The 16066-nt window shown below is 65.3% G+C and carries 20 protein-coding genes and 1 riboswitch; of the genes, 2 read left to right on the forward strand and 18 right to left on the reverse strand.

Features of this window, described 5'->3' with window-relative positions:
* Positions 1-17 precede the first annotated feature (17 nt).
* Positions 18-278, forward strand: a complete 261-nt coding sequence (locus tag FEM01_RS11835; protein ID WP_138219619.1) for a DUF2798 domain-containing protein — start codon at positions 18-20, stop codon at positions 276-278.
* Between the two features lie 12 nt (positions 279-290).
* Here the strand turns inward: FEM01_RS11835 and FEM01_RS11840 are convergent, their stop codons facing one another.
* From FEM01_RS11840 to cobO, 14 genes are all read right to left on the reverse strand, one after another.
* Positions 291-842, reverse strand: coding sequence for a glutathione peroxidase (locus tag FEM01_RS11840; RefSeq protein ID WP_138219620.1), 552 nt, complete (start codon positions 840-842; stop codon positions 291-293).
* A gap of 46 nt (positions 843-888) precedes the next feature.
* Positions 889-1011, reverse strand: coding sequence for a hypothetical protein (locus FEM01_RS24505; protein WP_276610554.1), 123 nt, complete (start codon positions 1009-1011; stop codon positions 889-891).
* Positions 1008-2210 (reverse strand): MFS transporter, encoded by a 1203-nt coding sequence (locus tag FEM01_RS11845; RefSeq protein WP_138219621.1) that lies wholly within the window; start codon positions 2208-2210, stop codon positions 1008-1010. Before FEM01_RS11845 ends, FEM01_RS24505 begins: the two co-directional genes overlap by 4 nt.
* A 64-nt stretch (positions 2211-2274) precedes the next feature.
* Positions 2275-2679 carry a MarR family winged helix-turn-helix transcriptional regulator gene (locus FEM01_RS11850; RefSeq protein ID WP_138219622.1) on the reverse strand — a complete coding sequence of 135 codons (405 nt, stop codon included), beginning with the start codon at positions 2677-2679 and terminating at the stop codon, positions 2275-2277.
* A 75-nt stretch (positions 2680-2754) separates the two neighbouring features.
* The gene (locus FEM01_RS11855) at positions 2755-3483 is read right to left on the reverse strand and encodes an adenosylcobinamide-GDP ribazoletransferase (RefSeq protein ID WP_138219623.1); all 729 of its coding nucleotides are present in this window, start codon (positions 3481-3483) and stop codon (positions 2755-2757) included.
* Position 3484: 1 nt separating this feature from the next.
* Entirely contained in the window at positions 3485-4054 is a 570-nt protein-coding gene (gene cobC / locus FEM01_RS11860) for an alpha-ribazole phosphatase family protein (protein ID WP_138219624.1), read from the reverse strand.
* Positions 4051-5106 (reverse strand): nicotinate-nucleotide--dimethylbenzimidazole phosphoribosyltransferase, encoded by a 1056-nt coding sequence (gene cobT, locus FEM01_RS11865; protein ID WP_138219625.1) that lies wholly within the window; start codon positions 5104-5106, stop codon positions 4051-4053. The genes cobC and cobT overlap by 4 nt, the downstream gene beginning before the upstream one ends.
* Positions 5103-5624, reverse strand: coding sequence for a bifunctional adenosylcobinamide kinase/adenosylcobinamide-phosphate guanylyltransferase (gene cobU / locus FEM01_RS11870; RefSeq protein ID WP_138219626.1), 522 nt, complete (start codon positions 5622-5624; stop codon positions 5103-5105). Before cobU ends, cobT begins: the two co-directional genes overlap by 4 nt.
* Positions 5617-7077 (reverse strand): cobyric acid synthase, encoded by a 1461-nt coding sequence (locus FEM01_RS11875; RefSeq protein WP_138219627.1) that lies wholly within the window; start codon positions 7075-7077, stop codon positions 5617-5619. Before FEM01_RS11875 ends, cobU begins: the two co-directional genes overlap by 8 nt.
* On the reverse strand, positions 7074-8066 hold the full coding sequence (cobD, locus tag FEM01_RS11880; protein ID WP_138219628.1) for a threonine-phosphate decarboxylase CobD: 993 nt from the start codon (positions 8064-8066) through the stop codon (positions 7074-7076). The genes FEM01_RS11875 and cobD overlap by 4 nt, the downstream gene beginning before the upstream one ends.
* Complete coding sequence (gene cbiB, locus FEM01_RS11885) at positions 8059-8967, reverse strand: adenosylcobinamide-phosphate synthase CbiB (RefSeq protein WP_138219629.1); 909 nt, start codon at positions 8965-8967, stop codon at positions 8059-8061. Before cbiB ends, cobD begins: the two co-directional genes overlap by 8 nt.
* Positions 8964-9614: a 5,6-dimethylbenzimidazole synthase gene (gene bluB, locus FEM01_RS11890; protein WP_138219630.1), complete on the reverse strand. Its 651-nt coding sequence runs from the start codon at positions 9612-9614 to the stop codon at positions 8964-8966. Before bluB ends, cbiB begins: the two co-directional genes overlap by 4 nt.
* The gene (locus tag FEM01_RS11895; RefSeq protein WP_138219631.1) at positions 9611-10906 is read right to left on the reverse strand and encodes a cobyrinate a,c-diamide synthase; all 1296 of its coding nucleotides are present in this window, start codon (positions 10904-10906) and stop codon (positions 9611-9613) included. The genes bluB and FEM01_RS11895 overlap by 4 nt, the downstream gene beginning before the upstream one ends.
* A complete protein-coding gene (gene cobO / locus FEM01_RS11900; protein WP_138219632.1) occupies positions 10903-11514 on the reverse strand; it encodes a cob(I)yrinic acid a,c-diamide adenosyltransferase in 612 nt (203 codons plus the stop codon). Before cobO ends, FEM01_RS11895 begins: the two co-directional genes overlap by 4 nt.
* Positions 11515-11625: 111 nt before the next feature.
* Positions 11626-11845, reverse strand: a riboswitch (cobalamin riboswitch).
* Positions 11846-11992: 147 nt separating this feature from the next.
* Here cobO and FEM01_RS11905 point away from each other — a divergent pair.
* The gene (locus FEM01_RS11905; RefSeq protein ID WP_138219633.1) at positions 11993-12571 is read left to right on the forward strand and encodes a hypothetical protein; all 579 of its coding nucleotides are present in this window, start codon (positions 11993-11995) and stop codon (positions 12569-12571) included.
* A gap of 128 nt (positions 12572-12699) precedes the next feature.
* Here FEM01_RS11905 and FEM01_RS11910 read toward each other — a convergent pair whose 3' ends face one another.
* The 4 genes from FEM01_RS11910 to FEM01_RS11925 form a co-directional block, all read right to left on the reverse strand.
* Positions 12700-13233: a C40 family peptidase gene (locus FEM01_RS11910; RefSeq protein WP_138219634.1), complete on the reverse strand. Its 534-nt coding sequence runs from the start codon at positions 13231-13233 to the stop codon at positions 12700-12702.
* Positions 13234-13378: 145 nt separating this feature from the next.
* Positions 13379-14017, reverse strand: a complete 639-nt coding sequence (locus FEM01_RS11915) for a C40 family peptidase (protein WP_138219635.1) — start codon at positions 14015-14017, stop codon at positions 13379-13381.
* A 127-nt stretch (positions 14018-14144) separates the two neighbouring features.
* A complete protein-coding gene (hda, locus tag FEM01_RS11920; RefSeq protein WP_138219636.1) occupies positions 14145-14849 on the reverse strand; it encodes a DnaA regulatory inactivator Hda in 705 nt (234 codons plus the stop codon).
* Positions 14850-14992: 143 nt separating this feature from the next.
* A complete protein-coding gene (locus FEM01_RS11925; RefSeq protein ID WP_138219637.1) occupies positions 14993-16066 on the reverse strand; it encodes an AI-2E family transporter in 1074 nt (357 codons plus the stop codon).

Here is a 16066-nt window from a genome sequence, read left to right on the forward strand (position 1 = left end):
CCTGCACAGGAGCTAGCATGACCGAACTGTCCTCCGCCCGTAGCCGGCGCAAGCTGCGCCCAGGCGCCACGCCCTACGTCTTCGCATTCTACATGTCGGCAATCATGGCACTGTTGATGAGCTTCGTGATCACGGCAGCCAATGCCGGCATCGACCCGCAGTACCTGAGCAACGTGCTCAAGGCCTACCAGTTGGCAATGCCGGTGGCGTTCGTCTGCGTGCTGATCGTAAGGCCGGTGGTGATCCGCCTGGTGGCATTGACCGTCCACCCGCACTGACGCGTCGCTCTGTCATGGCTTGGAGGCAATGGCTTTGTCGATGGCGGCGGTGAACGCTGGATCATCCGGCTTGGTCAAGCTGGAGAAGCTTGCGATGACCTTGCCCTGGCGGTCGACCACGTACTTGTAGAAGTTCCACTTCGGCGCGCTGCTCTGCTTCGCCAGCTCGGCGAACAGTGGGATCGCATCCTCGCCACGCACTGGCTGAGCCTTGGTCATGGTGAAGGTCACACCGTAGTTGGCATAGCATACCTTAGCGGTCTTCTCGGCGTCGGCGTCTTCCTGCTTGAAGTCGTTGGACGGCACGCCGAGCATCTCCAGGCCCTGCGCGTGGTACGCCTTGTAGGTACCCTCCAAGCCCTCGAACTGCGGGGCGAAGCCGCAATAACTGGCAGTATTGATAACCACCAGCGGTTTGCCGGCAAAACGCTGGCAAAGATCGATCTGCGCCTTGCCGCGCAACTCGGGCAGGCTGCCTTGCAGCAGTGCCGGGCAGTCCGCCGCCCAGCTCGAAGCACTGGCGGCCAGGGCCAGCACGGGAATCGTCAGCCAGGGTGCACGCATTGTCGGTTCTCCTCCAAGACGGTTACATGAAGGTGCAGGTTAGTCCTTAACACAGACTCATGCCCAACTGCATCAACGCCAGACCGCCCTGTTGCCATCCCCACCACACCAGGGCCAGCAGCAACAACGCCGCCAAGGCCAGCAGGCCACGCACGACAAAGCGGCTCATGCGGCCTGAGCCTGCAAGCGGGCCACTGGTCGTTCGCGTACGGGCCAATTGAGCGCAGCAGCCAACAGGCTGAGCAGGATCGAGATCTGCCAGACCAGGTCGTAGTTGCCGGTGTGGTCGTACACCACACCGCCCAACCAACCGCCCAGGAAGGCGCCCAACTGGTGCAACAGGAACACGATGCCACCGAGCATCGACAGGTTACGCACGCCGAACAGCGTGGCCACGGTGCCATTGGTCAACGGCACCGTGGACAACCACAGCAGGCCCATGGCGATGCCGAACAGGTAAGCGCTGAACTGGGTGACCGGCGCCCACAGGAACAGCACGATCACCACGGCGCGCAGCAGGTACAGCGCGGTCAACAGGCGCGGCTTGGACATCCGCCCGCCCAACCAGCCAGCGGTGTAGGTACCAACGATGTTAAACAACCCCACCAACGCCAGCACCGTGGTACCAGTGGTGGCCGGCAGGTGCTGGTCGACCAGGTAGGCGGGCAGGTGCACACCAATGAACACCACTTGGAAGCCGCACACGAAAAAGCCCAGGGCCAGCAACCAGAACCCGGAATGCGAGCAGGCTTCACGCAGCGCCTGGCCGAGGGTTTGCTCGGCGCCGTGGGCCGGCAGCGGCGTGTCCCGCAACAGACCGACAAAGGGCACGATCAGTGCCACCAACAGACCCAGTACCAACAGTGCCGCCGACCAGCCCAGCCATTGGATCAGGCCGAGGGTGCCAGGCAGCATGGCGAACTGGCCGAAGGAGCCCGCCGCACTGGCGATGCCCATGGCCATGCTGCGCTTCTGCGCCGGCACGGCGCGGCCCACCACGCCGAGAATCACCGAGAACGAAGTCCCTGACAGACCGATGCCGATCAACAGCCCCGCACTCAACGACAGCGACCAAGCCGAATCAGCCATGCCCATCATCACCAGGCCCGCCGTGTAGAGGATCCCGCCAATGATCACCACACGTGCCGCACCCAACCGATCAGCCAGGGCTCCGGCGAACGGCTGGGCCAGACCCCAGATCAGGTTCTGCAGGGCAATGGCAAAGGCGAACACCTCGCGCCCCCAGCCGAACTCCGCGCTCATCGGCGCGAGGAACAGGCCAAAGCCGTGTCGCACGCCCAACGACAGCGCGAGGATCAGCGCCGCCCCCAGTAACACCCAACCGCTGGTCCGCCACACGGAAGTCATTGTCGTTATCTCCAGCCCATCGCAAGGTTGATGCGGGTATATACCCGCTTAGGGTCGTTCATATTCAGGCCAGCTGTTCCAGCAAGCGCACCAATTCGTCACGCGGGCCTTCACCCAGGCGCGCCACCAACCCGGCCTGGGCCTGCTCCCACGCAGGCTGTGCCGCCAACAGCCGAGCCTTGCCCGCCGCGCTCAGCAGTACCACACGGTTGCGTTGGTCGTCGCCATCAGCCAGTTGCACCAGACCTTCGGCCTCCAGCACCCGCAGGTTGCGCCCCAGCGTGCTGCGCTCAAGGCCCATCGCCTCGGCCAGGCTGGTGATGCTCGGGCGGTCCAGCCGCTGCACACTGCGCAGCAGGGAAAACTGGGCGACATTGATGCCGAAGCCGGCCAGGGCTTCGTCATAGTGCCGGCTTACCCCTCGGGCGGCGCGGCGTAAATGGGTACAGATACATTCACTGGTCAGCATGAATACGTGTATATACCCGCACCTGGGATGTTGCAAGGAGTTTCAAACTTGTCGAGCAAACTGCCCCAGGGCTCATCAAGCAGCCAGCGCTACCACGACCGCCAACTCCAACAACTCCAGCAACGCGCCAGCAGTATCCCCGGTCGTTCCTCCCAGCCGCTGACACATCAGCCGACGCAGGCAAGCGAAGGCCACTAGCGCCAACGTCAGCGCCCACAGCGCCTGCATGCCTCCAAGCAGGACACAGGCCAGTCCACACCCCAGCAACACCCGGCCTGCTGCACGACGCGGCAAGTGCTCGGCCAGCGCGGCGCCCAAGCCGCCTTGACGCACGTAGGGCGTACTCAAGAACAAGCCCAGCATCGCCGCCCGTCCAACCACCGGTGCCAACACCAGCCAGGCCCCTGCGCCACGCTCGACCAACACCCACAACGCGCAGAACTTGAGCAGCAGCACCAACACCAGAGTCACGACGGCAATCGGCCCACTGCGCGGGTCCTTCATGATCTGCAAGGTCCGCTCGCGATCGCCGAAACCACCCAGCCAGGCGTCGGCGCTGTCGGCCAGGCCGTCCAGGTGCAAGCCACCACTGAGTAGCACCCAGAGCGCCAGCAGCAATGCCGCGTGCAGCGGCGCGGCCATACCGTGCATCAGGGTACTGGCCAACCAAAGCAGCATGCCGAACAGCGCACCCACCACGGGATAGAACAGCAACGAGCGGCCCATCTCGCGCGGCGCCGGCATACCCGGCAGGCTCACGGGCAAGCTGCTTAGAAATTGCAAGGCAATCCAGAACGGCAGCATCTCAACACGCCTCGTGCAGTTGCCCATCGAGCGCCACATGCAGGCGCACCAGCGCCGCATGCGCCACCTCGACCTGCAACAACTGCGCACGTGGCATCCCCCGGGCCTGGGCGAGCAACAGCCGCATCACCCCGCCATGGGTCACCAGAAGCACACGCTGCCCCGCGTACTCACCAGCCAGTCGCCGAATGCTATTCAACACCCGCTCGGCAAACGCGAGCACCGGCTCGCCGCCCGGCGGCGTAAAGGCATAGGGGTCATTCCAGAACTGCCCAAGGGCATCGGCCTGGGTTTGCATGATCTGCGCCGCACTGCGCCCTTCCCATTCACCGAAGTGCAACTCGCGTACCCCGGCCTCACGCTGTACCGGCAGACCCAGGCGTGCGCCCAGTTCGTCAGCGAACAAGCCACAGCGTTGCAGCGGCGAGCTGACCAGCACATCCCACGGGCCGGCCGCATCGACGGCCTGGCGCATCTGTGCCCAGCCATGCTCGGTCAGCGCATCGTCCAGGCTGCCGCGCAGCCCGCCGCCCAGTTCGGTCTCGCCATGACGCAGCAGGTCGAGGATCATGCCGGGCGGTCCGCCACCGCCGCTTCGGCGAAAGTCGCCATCTGCCCGTGCAGGGCACAGGCCAAACGCAGCAACGGCACGGCCAGGGCAGCGCCACTGCCCTCCCCCAGGCGCAGACCCAGCGCCAGCAATGGCTCAGCCTCGAGCGCTGTGAGCAAGGCCTTGTGACCAGGCTCGGCACCCTGGTGGGCGAACAGCAGCCAGGGTGCCAGCCCCGGGTTCAGGCGTACCGCCACCAACGCAGCGACGCTACAGATGAAACCGTCCACCAGCACCGCCACGCCATGCTGGGCGCAGGCCAGGTAGGCGCCTGCCAAGGCAGCGATTTCGAAGCCGCCGACACACCCCAAGGCCTGCAACGGCGCATCGGCACGCAGGCCATGCAGCACAAGCGCGCGCTCGATCACCTCGGCCTTGTGCCGTACCCCGGCACTGTCCAGGCCTGTGCCGGGCCCGCTCAGCTCACGCGCCGGGCATTCGAGCAAGATGCTGGCCAGGGCCGCAGCGGCGGTCGTGTTGCCGATCCCCATTTCACCGCCGATGAACAGCTGGGCACCATTGGCCACTGCGCGCAGGGCGCTGTCGCGACCGGCCTGCAGGGCGGCCAGCAACTGCTCCTCGCGCATCGCCGGCTGGCGCGCGAAGTTGGCGGTGCCAGCGCCCAGGCGCAGGTGGTGCACTCCCGGCAGCTCCAGCCTCGGGTCGATGGTGCCGAGGTCGACTACTTCCAGGCTGGCACCCAGCTGACGCGCCAGCACACTGATCGCCGCGCCACCACCGACGAAGTTGCGCAACATCTGCCCGGTCACCGCCTGCGGATAGGCCGAGATCCCCTCCTCCACCACGCCGTGGTCACCGGCAAAAATGCTGATAGCAACCCGTTCCAGCTGAGGACGTTCGAGGCCTTGCAAGCCCGCCAGGCGGATCGCCAAGCGTTCGAGCTGGCCAAGGGAGCCAGCGGGCTTGGTCAGTTGCTGCTGACGGGCACGCGCCTGATCCATGGCGGCGGTGTCGAGGGGTTGGCAGGCATCGAGCCACCACATCTGGGTCATAGAGCGGGTCCTTTGAGCATGAGAGGAAGGCCGGCCACGCTCAGCACCACGCGCTGGCAGCGTTCGGCAGCGGCCTGGTGCAAGAGGCCCGCCGCATCGACATAGCGGCGGGTCAACTCGCCCATGGGCACCACGCCCAGGCCGGTTTCGTTGCTGACCAGGATGATCGTGCCAGGCAACTGTTCAAGGCAATCGAGCAGCGCATCGCACTCCTCGGTCAGGCGCTGCGGGTCGTCGAGCATCAACAGGTTGGTCAGCCACAGGGTCAGGCAGTCCACCAGTAGGCAGCGCTGCTCAGCGGCCTGGGCACGCAGCACGGCGGCCAGGGCCAGCGGTTCTTCGATCAGGCCCCACTCGGCCGGACGACGCTCACGGTGCAGGCGCACGCGCTCGTTCATCTCGCTGTCTTGCGGCGCGCTGGTGGCAATGTAGGTGACCGGCAGGCCGCTGGCCACGGCCAGTTGCTCAGCCAGGCGACTCTTGCCCGAGCGGGCGCCGCCGAGGATCAGGTTACGCATGGGCGACTCCACACAGTTCGCGCAGGCGCGCGGTGTCCAGATGCTGTTCGATGAGATCGGCCAGGCGTTCGATATCGCGCTCGCGCAGGGCCTCGTAGTCGACAGGCTGAACCTCGGCGAGCCCTGCCCAGCGCAACAGCGCCGCGCACGACTGGCTGCCTTCGAACAGACCATGCAGGTAGGTGGCAAGGATCTGTCCGTCGTCGCTGATGGCGCCGTCGCAACGGCCATCGGCCAATTGCAGCGCAGGCTGTGCAAGCGCAGGGCCTGTGGTGACCCCCGCGTGAATCTCATAGCCGGCCACCGCTGCCTGCTCCAGTTCGAGGGTGCCGGTCACGTTGCGCAGTTGCTTCTCGGCTTCCAGCACCGTGACGTAGTCCAGCAGCCCGAGGCCATCACTGCTGCCGGCCGCCCCTTCCAGGCCCAGCGGATCGCAGACCTCGCGACCGAGCATCTGCAAGCCGCCACAAATACCGATCAACTTGCCGCCGTAACGCAGGTGTCGGGCAATCGCGCTGTCCCAGCCACGCGCGCGCAGTTGCGCCAGGTCCCCGCGCACACTCTTGGAGCCCGGCAGGATGATCAGGTCGGCAGGCGGAATCGGCTCACCTGGGCCAATGAACTGCAGATCAACCTGCGGGTGCAGGCGTAGCGGATCGAAATCGGTGTGGTTGCTGATACGCGGCAACACCGGAACGATCACCTTGAGCACCCGTTCACCCTTCTGGCCCTGGCGCCGGTCGATACCGTCCTCGGCCTCCAGGTGCAGGTCGGTAACAAACGGCAGCACGCCCAGTACCGGCTTGCCGGTGCGTTGCTCCAGCCAGTCCAGGCCCGGTTGCAGCAAGGCGATATCGCCCCTGAAGCGGTTGATGACGAAACCCTTGACCCGCGCCTGCTCGCTGGGTGACAGCAGCTCAAGGGTGCCAACCAGGTGGGCGAATACCCCGCCGCGGTTGATGTCGGCCACCAGGATCACCGGGCAGTCGACCGCCTCGGCAAAGCCCATGTTGGCGATGTCGCCGGCACGCAGGTTGATCTCGGCCGGAGAGCCTGCGCCCTCTACCATCACCACTTGATACGCCTCGCGCAGGCGCGTGTGCGATTGCAGGACCGCCTGCATGGCGATGGCCTTGTAGTCGTGATAAGCCACCGCGTTCATGCTGGTCACGGCACGGCCATGCACGATCACCTGGGCACCGGTGTCGCTATTGGGTTTGAGCAGCACCGGGTTCATGTCGGTGTGCGGCGCCAGCCGGCAGGCTTGGGCCTGCACGGCCTGGGCACGGCCGATCTCGCCACCGTCGGCGGTCACCGCGCTGTTAAGTGCCATGTTCTGCGGTTTGAACGGCACCACGGCAATGCCTTGGCGCAGCAGCCACCGGCACAGGGCGGTCACCAGGGTGCTCTTGCCGGCATCGGACGTGGTGCCTTGCACCATGAGCGTGGTCATGTGGTTTCCTTGTGGTAGTCCGCCAGGGCCTGGGCCAGGCGCTGCTCGTCGGCCATGCTCGGAGCCAGGCCAAAACGCAGGGCCTGTGGCTGCTCGAACATGCGCACCAGAATGCCGCGACGGGCGAGAAAATCATGCAGGTGCGCGGCGCGTTCGCTGCGCACATATTGAAACAGCGCGCAGCCACCGCTCGGCGCCAACCCACTGGCGCTCAGCAGGTCAGCCAGGCGCTGGCTGGCGGCGGCGCAGCGTGCGATCTGCGCCTGCTGCTCGCGCTGATCGGCGTAGCAGGCCTGGCCCAGCACCCGGGTCGGGCCGCTGACGGTCCAGGGGCCGAGCACGTCGGCCAAACGCTGCAACAGCGCAGGCTCGGCGGCAACGAAGCCCAGGCGCACCCCGGCCAAACCGAAGAACTTGCCGAACGAACGCAACACGATCAGCCCTGGCTGCCCGGCCTGATCGACGATGCCATGCTCCGGGGTGTTGTCCATGAACGCTTCATCCACCAGCAGCCAGCCGCCGCGCGCGGCCAGGCGCGCATGCCAGGCCAGCAGCCGCGCGCGCGGCAGCGTGCGGCCAGTGGGGTTGTTGGGATTGACCAACAGCAGCACATCGAGGCTGTCGAGTTGCGTCTCGACCTGCTGCTCGTCCAGTTCGAGCAACGCATGACCGGCGCGCTGCCAGGCATGTGGGTGCTCGGCGTAGCACGGTGCCAGCACCCCGACACGCCCGGCTGGCCGCAGGTATGGCAGGGCCTGGATTGCCGCCTGGGAACCGGCCACCGCCAACAGTGGCGTGGCACCGTAATAGGTGCGAGCGGCCTGTTCGAGACCATCCTCGACCTCCGGCAGGCGCGCCCAGGCGTCCAGTGGGATCGGCGCAATCGGGAAGGCCCACGGTGCGATGCCACTGGACAGGTCCAGCCAGTGCTCGCGGGCAATACCGTATTGCTGCACCGCGCGCAGCAGACGACCGCCATGTTCAAGCATTCAGATAGCCCCCCAGGCAGATCACCAGCAGCCACAGCCAGACCCCGCGCTGCACCAGACTCCAGCCGCGCTCGATGGCGTCGGCATCGGCCATCGGTCCTTCGCCCAGACGTGGCCGCTCGTGCAGCTCGCCGTTGTACACCGCAGGGCCGCCCAGCTCTACGGCCAGCGCGCCGGCACCGGCTGCCATCACCGGGCCCGCGTTGGGGCTGTCCCACAGCGGCCCTTGCTGGCGCCAGCAACGCAGCGCCAGACGGGTCTTGCCGAGCAGCGCGTAGGTCAGCGCCACGAGCCTTGCCGGCAGGTAGTTGAGCACATCGTCAATGCGCGCGGCGCACCAGCCAAAGCGTTCGAAACGTTGGTTGCGATAGCCCCACATTGCATCCAGGGTATTGCTCAGGCGGTACAGCACGACGCCCGGCGCACCTGCGACGATGAACCAGAACAGCGCCGCGAACACCGCGTCGCTGCCATTTTCCAGAACCGATTCAGTGGCCGCGCGGGCCACAGCGGGCTCATCCAGCTCGCGGGTTTCACGACTGACCAGGTAGCCCACGCGCAGGCGAGCTTCATCCAGGTCGCCCTGGCGCAAGGCCTGGGCCACCGGCAGCACATGCTCGCCCAGGCTGCGCAGGCCCAGGGCGCAATACAGCGCCAGGACATCGACCAGCCAGCCGATATACGGCAACCACGACAGCAGCAGCGCGACCAGCGTCAGTGGCACCACGGCGATGAACCAGGCGCTGACGCCATGGCTGCGCCAACCACGCCCGCCCGCGTTCAATCGGCGTTCGAGGTGCTTGGCCAGGTTGCCAAACCCCACCAGCGGGTGGCGTCGTTTCGGCTCGCCGAGCAGCGCGTCCAGGGCCACACCTGCAACGGTCAACAGGGCCACGCTCATGGCCGTTCTCCCCAATGGTTTTCGTACAGCATTTCACTCAAGGGGCGCTCTTTGGCCCAGTGTTCCATCACCAACATCGGCGCCGGGTAGAACTCGATCACCGGGCCCAGGCACAACACCGCCACGGGTTTTGCCCCGGCAGGCATGCCCAGCAGCTCGGCCAGCGCCTGCGGGTCGAACAACGACACCCAGCCCATACCCAGCCCTTCGGCGCGGGCCGCCAACCACAGGTTCTGGATCGCGCAGGATAGCGAAGCCAGATCCATTTCCGGCAAGGTACGCCGGCCAAAGATATGCGGCTCACGGTTGTCCATGAGCGCGGCCACCAGCACCTCGGCGCAATCGCCGATACCTTCGACCTTGAGCTTCATGAAATCGTCGGAACGCTCGCCCAGCGCCTCGGCGGTCAGCACACGCTCCTGTTCCACCAAACCCTGGATGCGCTCGCGCAGCGCACGCTGGCTGATGCGGATGAAGCGCCACGGCTGCATCAGCCCCACGCTGGGGGCCTGGTGCGCAGCGGCCAGTAGGCGGCCAAGCAGCGCGGGGGCCACCTCCCCCCCGGCGAAGTGGCGCATGTCGCGGCGCTCGCCGATAGCCCGGTAGATCGCCGCGCGTTCGGCCTCGCTGTAGGCGTGATCGCTCATGGTCGCAACAGCGCCGCCGCCGCATCGGGATTGGACGGGAAGTAGAAGTGCACGTAGGAGGCAGTCAACCGGCCCAGGCGATAGACCGCCTCGTTGCCTCGCCCACCGTTGGGGCTCAGGCCTCGAGCGATGGGCTCCAGCACGGTGCTGGTCAGCGAGTGGTGGTAGGTGTGCCCACGCAGGGTGCCTTCGGGCAACTCGACCGCTTGCAGCGCCAGGGCAGCCAAACGCTTCTGCATGGTTGCCTCACCAGGCAGCACACCAAGCAGTTCGGCACGTTCACCGGCCACATCGGTCAGCGCGTCGAGTAGATACAGCATGCCGCCGCACTCTGCCAGCAGTGGCTTGCCCTGGTCATGGTGGGCGCGAATCGCTTCGAGCATCGGCGCGTTGGCCGACAGTGCACGGTGATGCAGTTCAGGGTAGCCACCAGGCAGGTACAGGCTGTCTACCAACGGCAGCTCGCGGTCGTGCAGCGGCGAGAAGAATTCCAGTTGCGCGCCAAGGCTACGCAGTACGTCGAGGTTGGCGCCGTAGAGAAACGCGAAGGCTTCGTCACGGGCCACGCCGATGCGTACGCCGGACAATGATGCCGCGTGGCTGAGGGGGGCGGGCGCAGCGAAGCTCACCGGCGGAGGCAACGTTGCGTCACAGCTGGCGCCCAAGGCTTCGGCGGCGGCGTCCAGGCGAGCGTCAAGGTCGTTCAGCTCGCTGGCCTGCACCAGCCCCAGGTGTCGGCTGGGCAGTTCGATGCCGCGCTCGCGGGACAACCCGCCATACCAGCGCAGGCCTTCGGTCAGGCTACCTTCGAGCAACTGTGCGTGGCGCAAGCTCCCGACGCGGTTGGCCAGCACCCCTGCAAAGGGCAAGTCCGGCTGATAACGCGCCAGGCCAAGGGCCAGGGCGCCAAAGGTCTGGGCCATGGCCGTGCCGTCGATCACCGCCAGCACCGGCACGCCGAAATGCCGGGCCAGGTCCGCGCTGGACGGGGTGCCGTCGAACAGCCCCATCACCCCTTCGATCAGGATCAGGTCGGCCTCCTCGGCCGCCTCCCAGAGCAAGCGGCGGCTCTCGTCAGCGCCGATCATCCACAAGTCGAGCTGGTACACCGGTGCGCCACTGGCACGTTCGAGGATCATCGGGTCAAGGAAGTCCGGCCCGCACTTGAACACCCGCACCTTGCGCCCGAGGTTGCGGTGCAGGCGCGCCAGGGCGGCAGTGACCGTGGTCTTGCCCTGGCCCGAGGCCGGGGCGGCGATCAGAACCGCAGGGCATTGACGCGGCTGACTCACAGTTCAACGCCCTTCTGCGCGCGGATACCGGCCTGGAAAGCGTGCTTGAGCATGCCCATCTCGGTGACGGTGTCGGCCATCTCGATCATTTCGGGCTTGGCCCCACGGCCGGTGACGATCACGTGCTGCATCGGCGGGCGGGCCTGGATGTCGGCCAGTACCTGGTCAAGGTCGAGGTAGCCGTGCTTGAGGGCGATGTTCAGCTCATCGAGCACCACGAACTGTACCGAGGCATCCTGCAACAGCTGGCGCGACACGGCCCAGGCAGCTTCGGCGGCGGCGATGTCACGGGCACGGTCCTGGGTCTCCCAGGTAAAGCCCTCGCCCATGACGTGGTAGCGCACCTGCTCGGGGAAACGGCGGAAGAACAGCTCTTCGCCAGTGCTGTTGCGGCCCTTGATGAACTGCACCACGCCGCACTGCATGCCATGCCCGAGCGCGCGGGCGAGCATGCCGAAGGCCGAGCTGCTCTTGCCCTTGCCGTTGCCGGTCAGTACCAGCAACAAGCCGCATTCGTTGGGGGAATTGGCGATGCGTTCGTCGATGATCGCCTTCTTGCGCTGCATGCGCGCCAGGTGACGTTCGTCGCGTTCGGGGGATTCGCTCATCAGGGGTCTCCGCTGTCTGGCGCCAGGCGGCGACAGGTGAAAGGCGGGCAAACGGAGAACGCGCAGGGGCCGTGGCACAGGCCACATCGCACCGCGCATCACCCTCCGTGATGCCGTTGGCAGTTGCAGGCCGGTCTCCGGGCTCATGAGCGGGCCACAGGCCCTGACCGCGCGCCTTCCCGGGCCTAGGGCCCAGTGGCCTTGCGCGGCCTTCGACTCACCTACCGTTGCGGGGGCAGCGCCGGAATCGCACCTTGCAGGCGCACACCGGCTTCCCAGTTTCACCCCACCAAGCCAAGGCTCGCGAGGCACCTGAAACACGCGGCGAAGGTTAGAGGGTTGCACCGGGAGCGTCAATGAACGAAGGCCCGACTGAACCGGACCAATGGCCAATCTACCGGCTTGTGCCACACTGAGGGCAGTGATATCACTTAGCCAGCACTTAGGCGAATATCAAAACAAGAACAAGGAGCGCTGCATGCAGGGTCTAATCATCAACAACCCGAACCTCGAATTCCTGCGCCCGGCACTGGAACGTTGGGTCGACTGCATCGACCGCTTCAACCAGTTCCAGGGCGATAACGATGCGCCCTACTGGCATGGCACCACGGCCAACGTGGGCTTGCTCGCCGCCGCCGCCTGGCAAGGTGAACTGGTGGCACTGCCGCAATCGACCAGCAAGAAGCAGCGTGATGAAGGCGACCGCGAAGGCCGCTGCGACCTGACCCTCTGCAGCGCCGAGGCGACGATTCACCTGCATGCAGGTCAACGCTGGCCGCGCCTGGCCCGCCTGGACCTGTCCGCAGCACTGCTGGAAACGTCCCTGCAGGCCAAATGTATCGCCTACGCCAGCCAACTCAAGGCCGGTGCGCTGTTCGCCACGCCCTGGAAAGCCGGCCAGCACGCCAGTCCCGAGGAACTGCAAGACCTGGTCGACGACCTGCACAAGCACAGTGCCTGCGCGGTGGCCTGGTACTTCCCCTATGCCTATCGCAAGCTGCACAACGAATTGGGGCAATACTTCCCCGGCGTGGCGCTGCTGCTCAAGCAGGCCTGAAGGGAAACCGCGCGCAGGCTTGCGCAAAAACGGCGTGTCGTGCGCCGACCGCAGGCCTTGGCGGGTAGCGACGGGCTACGTGATCTGGTTCATCTGCCAGGCCCGAAGCACCTGGCAAGCGCGGAAACTTATGGGTTCTGCGCCAGATGCCCCGCAGGCAGCACGCGCTTGGCTTGCAAGTAAGCCTTCGACCAATAGCTGTTGGACAGATAATCCAGACGCACCGTGCCGCCGGTAGAAGGTGCGTGCACGAAACGGCCTTCGCCTACGTAGATGCCAGCATGGCTCACCTGCCCGCCGCCATTGGTGGCGAAGAACACCAGATCGCCAGATTGCAGGGCATTGATCGCCACGCTTGGCGCGCGCATGCCAATCATGTCACGGGTGGTGCGCGGCAAGCTGATGCCAGCGGCGTCGCGGTACACATAGCCGATCAGGCCGCTGCAGTCGAAACCCGAGTCCGGGGTATTACCGCCCCAACGATAGGGCGTTCCCACCAGACCAATCGCGCGAAACAGCACATCTTCGGCCACCGGCGAGGACGGTTGCGACTGATTGAAGGTGACGGGAGGATAGACCGGCGCCGGGGCCGGAACATGGCTGGAACAGGCCGCCAGCAGGGCCACCAGCCAAAGCAATGCGAAACGCGCCAACATCGCCATGATCGAACATCCTGTCGTGAATACTCCGGCCGCAGCCGAAGGCGAAAAGAGTTGAGAAATTAGATTAGACGCTTTCTGTAAATGCGCACGGCGGCGAGCTTTTCAGCTACGCCGCCGTGGCAGGGTACAGCATTTTGACATCAAATCAATTGCGCGAGAGCGTGGTGCTCGGGGCCATCGCCAGGGCGCGCTTGGCTTCGATGAAGGTCTTGCTCCAGTAGCGATCGCTCAGGTTGTCGATGCGCACACCACCGCTGCGGCGGCTGCTGGAGTGGATGAACTGGTTGTCGCCCAGGTAGATGCCGGCATGGCTGACGCGACCACGGCCGTTGGTGCTGAAGAACAGCAGGTCACCCGGCTTGAGCTTGTTGCGTGCGACCTTGGGGGCATCGACGTTGATCATTTCGCGAGTCGAGCGCGGCAGGTTCATGCCTGCTTCTTCGCGGAACAGGTAGCCGATGAAACCGCTGCAGTCGAAGCCGGACTTCTCGGAAGTACCGCCGAAGCGATAGCGGGTACCGATCAGCGACATACCACGCTCGAGGATGCTGTCGGCCAGCACCGGAAGCTGATAAGGCTTGCTGTTGCTGGAGAAGGCGTCGAGGTCTTCTTCATTAGCCAGCTCTTCCTCGGTGAATACGGAAGAGGTGGGCGCCTTGATCTTGGCCGATTGCTCGGCGACCAGGCGATGATCCTGTGATTGAGTGGCCGGACCTTGGGAGGCGCAACCGAACAGCAGGGTGGCAAGTGCAAGTGGCACGAGGGGTGCGAAGCGCTTCAGCATGGGCACGACCGTGTCTGTAGTCCTTTAGAAGGTGGAAACTATGCCCTCTATCGTGACCATTTGCAAATTTTATCGAAAAACATGTGACTTTTGCGTTTTGCCGCTCTGGTGCCGTGTTTTCAAGGGCTTACCAGCCCAGGGTTTCCTTGAGAAACGGAATGGTCAGCTTACGCTGGGCTTGCAACGAGGCCTGATCGAGGCGTTCGAGCAGGTCGAACAGTGCGCTCATGCTGCGCGTGCCACGGGTGAGGATGAAGTGGCCGACCTCGTCGGTCAGGTGCAGGCCGCGACGCGAGGCGCGCAGTTGCAGGGCACGCAGCTTGTCCTCGTCGGACATGCCGCGCATCTGGAAAATCAACGCCAGGGTAAGCCGTGACTTGAGGTCGGCCAGCTTGATCGGCAACTCGCGCGGCGAGCTGGAGGCGGCCAGCAACAGGCGCCTGCCACTGTCACGCAGGCGATTGAACAGGTGGAACATGGCCTCTTCCCAATCGGCCTTGCCGGCGATCACGTGCAGGTCGTCGATACACACCAATTCGTACTGTTCGAGGTGATCGAGCAGTTCGACGCCACGTTCGAGCAGTTGCGCCAGCGGCAGGTACACCGCCGGCTCGCCCAGTTGCTGGAAGCGCTGGGTGGCAGCTTGCAGCAGGTGGGTACGCCCCACGCCCTGCTTGCCCCACAGGTAGATGAGGCTTTCGGTCCAGCCGGCGTCGGCTTCGCACAGCCGCTCGACATAGCCCAATGCCGCGGCATTGGCGCCCGGGTAGTAGTTGATGAAGGTGGCGTCATCGCGCAGACGCACACCCAAGGGCAACTGGATCGGTTTCATGCTCGCGGGTGGTCGCAGGGACCACAGGGGGCCTTTGATGAACAGTGTGCAAAGTCTATACCCGCAACGCGGGCGGCACAATCGGGCAGCGCAAGAGCGTCAGTAAAATCAAGCAGTTGCGCATTACGATGCGTGCCGCGCGGTCAAAGGTCCGGATCGATTTGCCCCGCGTACATGTCCGACTCTTTATAGAGCGCGTGCACATGGCGCAGCAACACCATGATCACCGCCGCCACCGGCAGCGCCAGCAGCACGCCGGTGAAGCCGAACAGCTCACCGCCAGCAAGAATCGCGAAGATCACCGCAACGGGGTGCAGGCCGATGCGGTCCCCCACCAGCAGCGGCGTGAGCACCATGCCCTCGAGGGCCTGACCGACCATGAACACGGCCACGATACCCAGCATCGGGTACAACTCGCCGCCGAACTGGAACAATCCGGCGACGATGGCCGCGCCGATGCCAATGATGAACCCCATGTACGGCACGATGGCCGCCAGTCCCGCGAGCATCCCGATCAGCAGACCCAGCTCCAGCCCCACTAGCATCAGTCCGGTGGAATAGATGACGCCCAGCGCCAGCATCACCAGCAATTGCCCACGCACGAATGCCCCTAGCACCTCATGGCACTCCCCGGCCAGTGCCACCACCTGCGGCTCGCGCTGGCGCGGCAGCAAGCTGCGCAGCTTGGCCATCATCAGGTCCCAGTCGCGCAGCAGATAGAAGCCCACCACCGGGATCAGCACCAGGTTGGCCAGCCAGCCGATCAGCGCCAGGCTCGATGCGGTGGCCTGGGACAGCAGCATGCCGACGATATCGGTGGTTTGGCCGACGTGCTCGCCGATGGCAGCCTTGATCTTGTCGAATTTCCAGAAGCCATCGGCCAGGCCCAGGCGACTCTGGACCCACGGCAGCGCCACATGTTGCAGCCAGTCGAGCATCTGCGGCGCCAACTCGTAGAGACGCACCAGTTGCTTGGCCAGCATCGGGATCAGTACCAGCAACAGGGCGAGCAAGACCAGGGTGAACAGGCCGAACACCACCACCACGCCCCAGGTGCGCGACAAGCCGATGCGCTCGAGGCGATCGACCAGCGGGTCGGCCAGATAGGCCAATAGAATACCCACCAGAAAAGGCGAGAGGATGTTGTGCAGCAGATACAGCAGCACGGCGCCCAGCAGGGCGGCGCCCAACCCAATCCAGCGACGCAGGTCAGTCAT

The sequence above is a fragment of the Pseudomonas mosselii genome, assembly GCF_005796105.1.
GTDB classification, from domain to species: Bacteria; Pseudomonadota; Gammaproteobacteria; order Pseudomonadales; family Pseudomonadaceae; genus Aquipseudomonas; species Aquipseudomonas mosselii_C.

Bases quoted from the DNA above. Each gene is read 5' to 3' on its own strand.
- FEM01_RS11835 (WP_138219619.1), top strand. From the start codon at position 18: ATGACCGAACTGTCCTCCGCCCGTAGCCGGCGCAAGCTGCGCCCAGGC.
- FEM01_RS11840 (WP_138219620.1), bottom strand. From the start codon at position 842: ATGCGTGCACCCTGGCTGACGATTCCCGTGCTGGCCCTGGCCGCCAGT.
- FEM01_RS24505 (WP_276610554.1), bottom strand. From the start codon at position 1,011: ATGAGCCGCTTTGTCGTGCGTGGCCTGCTGGCCTTGGCGGCGTTGTTG.
- FEM01_RS11845 (WP_138219621.1), bottom strand. From the start codon at position 2,210: ATGACTTCCGTGTGGCGGACCAGCGGTTGGGTGTTACTGGGGGCGGCG.
- FEM01_RS11850 (WP_138219622.1), bottom strand. From the start codon at position 2,679: ATGCTGACCAGTGAATGTATCTGTACCCATTTACGCCGCGCCGCCCGA.
- FEM01_RS11855 (WP_138219623.1), bottom strand. From the start codon at position 3,483: ATGCTGCCGTTCTGGATTGCCTTGCAATTTCTAAGCAGCTTGCCCGTG.
- cobC (WP_138219624.1), bottom strand. From the start codon at position 4,054: ATGATCCTCGACCTGCTGCGTCATGGCGAGACCGAACTGGGCGGCGGG.
- cobT (WP_138219625.1), bottom strand. From the start codon at position 5,106: ATGACCCAGATGTGGTGGCTCGATGCCTGCCAACCCCTCGACACCGCC.
- cobU (WP_138219626.1), bottom strand. From the start codon at position 5,624: ATGCGTAACCTGATCCTCGGCGGCGCCCGCTCGGGCAAGAGTCGCCTG.
- FEM01_RS11875 (WP_138219627.1), bottom strand. From the start codon at position 7,077: ATGACCACGCTCATGGTGCAAGGCACCACGTCCGATGCCGGCAAGAGC.
- cobD (WP_138219628.1), bottom strand. From the start codon at position 8,066: ATGCTTGAACATGGCGGTCGTCTGCTGCGCGCGGTGCAGCAATACGGT.
- cbiB (WP_138219629.1), bottom strand. From the start codon at position 8,967: ATGAGCGTGGCCCTGTTGACCGTTGCAGGTGTGGCCCTGGACGCGCTG.
- bluB (WP_138219630.1), bottom strand. From the start codon at position 9,614: ATGAGCGATCACGCCTACAGCGAGGCCGAACGCGCGGCGATCTACCGG.
- cobO (WP_138219632.1), bottom strand. From the start codon at position 11,514: ATGAGCGAATCCCCCGAACGCGACGAACGTCACCTGGCGCGCATGCAG.
- FEM01_RS11905 (WP_138219633.1), top strand. From the start codon at position 11,993: ATGCAGGGTCTAATCATCAACAACCCGAACCTCGAATTCCTGCGCCCG.
- FEM01_RS11910 (WP_138219634.1), bottom strand. From the start codon at position 13,233: ATGGCGATGTTGGCGCGTTTCGCATTGCTTTGGCTGGTGGCCCTGCTG.
- FEM01_RS11915 (WP_138219635.1), bottom strand. From the start codon at position 14,017: ATGCTGAAGCGCTTCGCACCCCTCGTGCCACTTGCACTTGCCACCCTG.
- hda (WP_138219636.1), bottom strand. From the start codon at position 14,849: ATGAAACCGATCCAGTTGCCCTTGGGTGTGCGTCTGCGCGATGACGCC.
- FEM01_RS11925 (WP_138219637.1), bottom strand. From the start codon at position 16,066: ATGACTGACCTGCGTCGCTGGATTGGGTTGGGCGCCGCCCTGCTGGGC.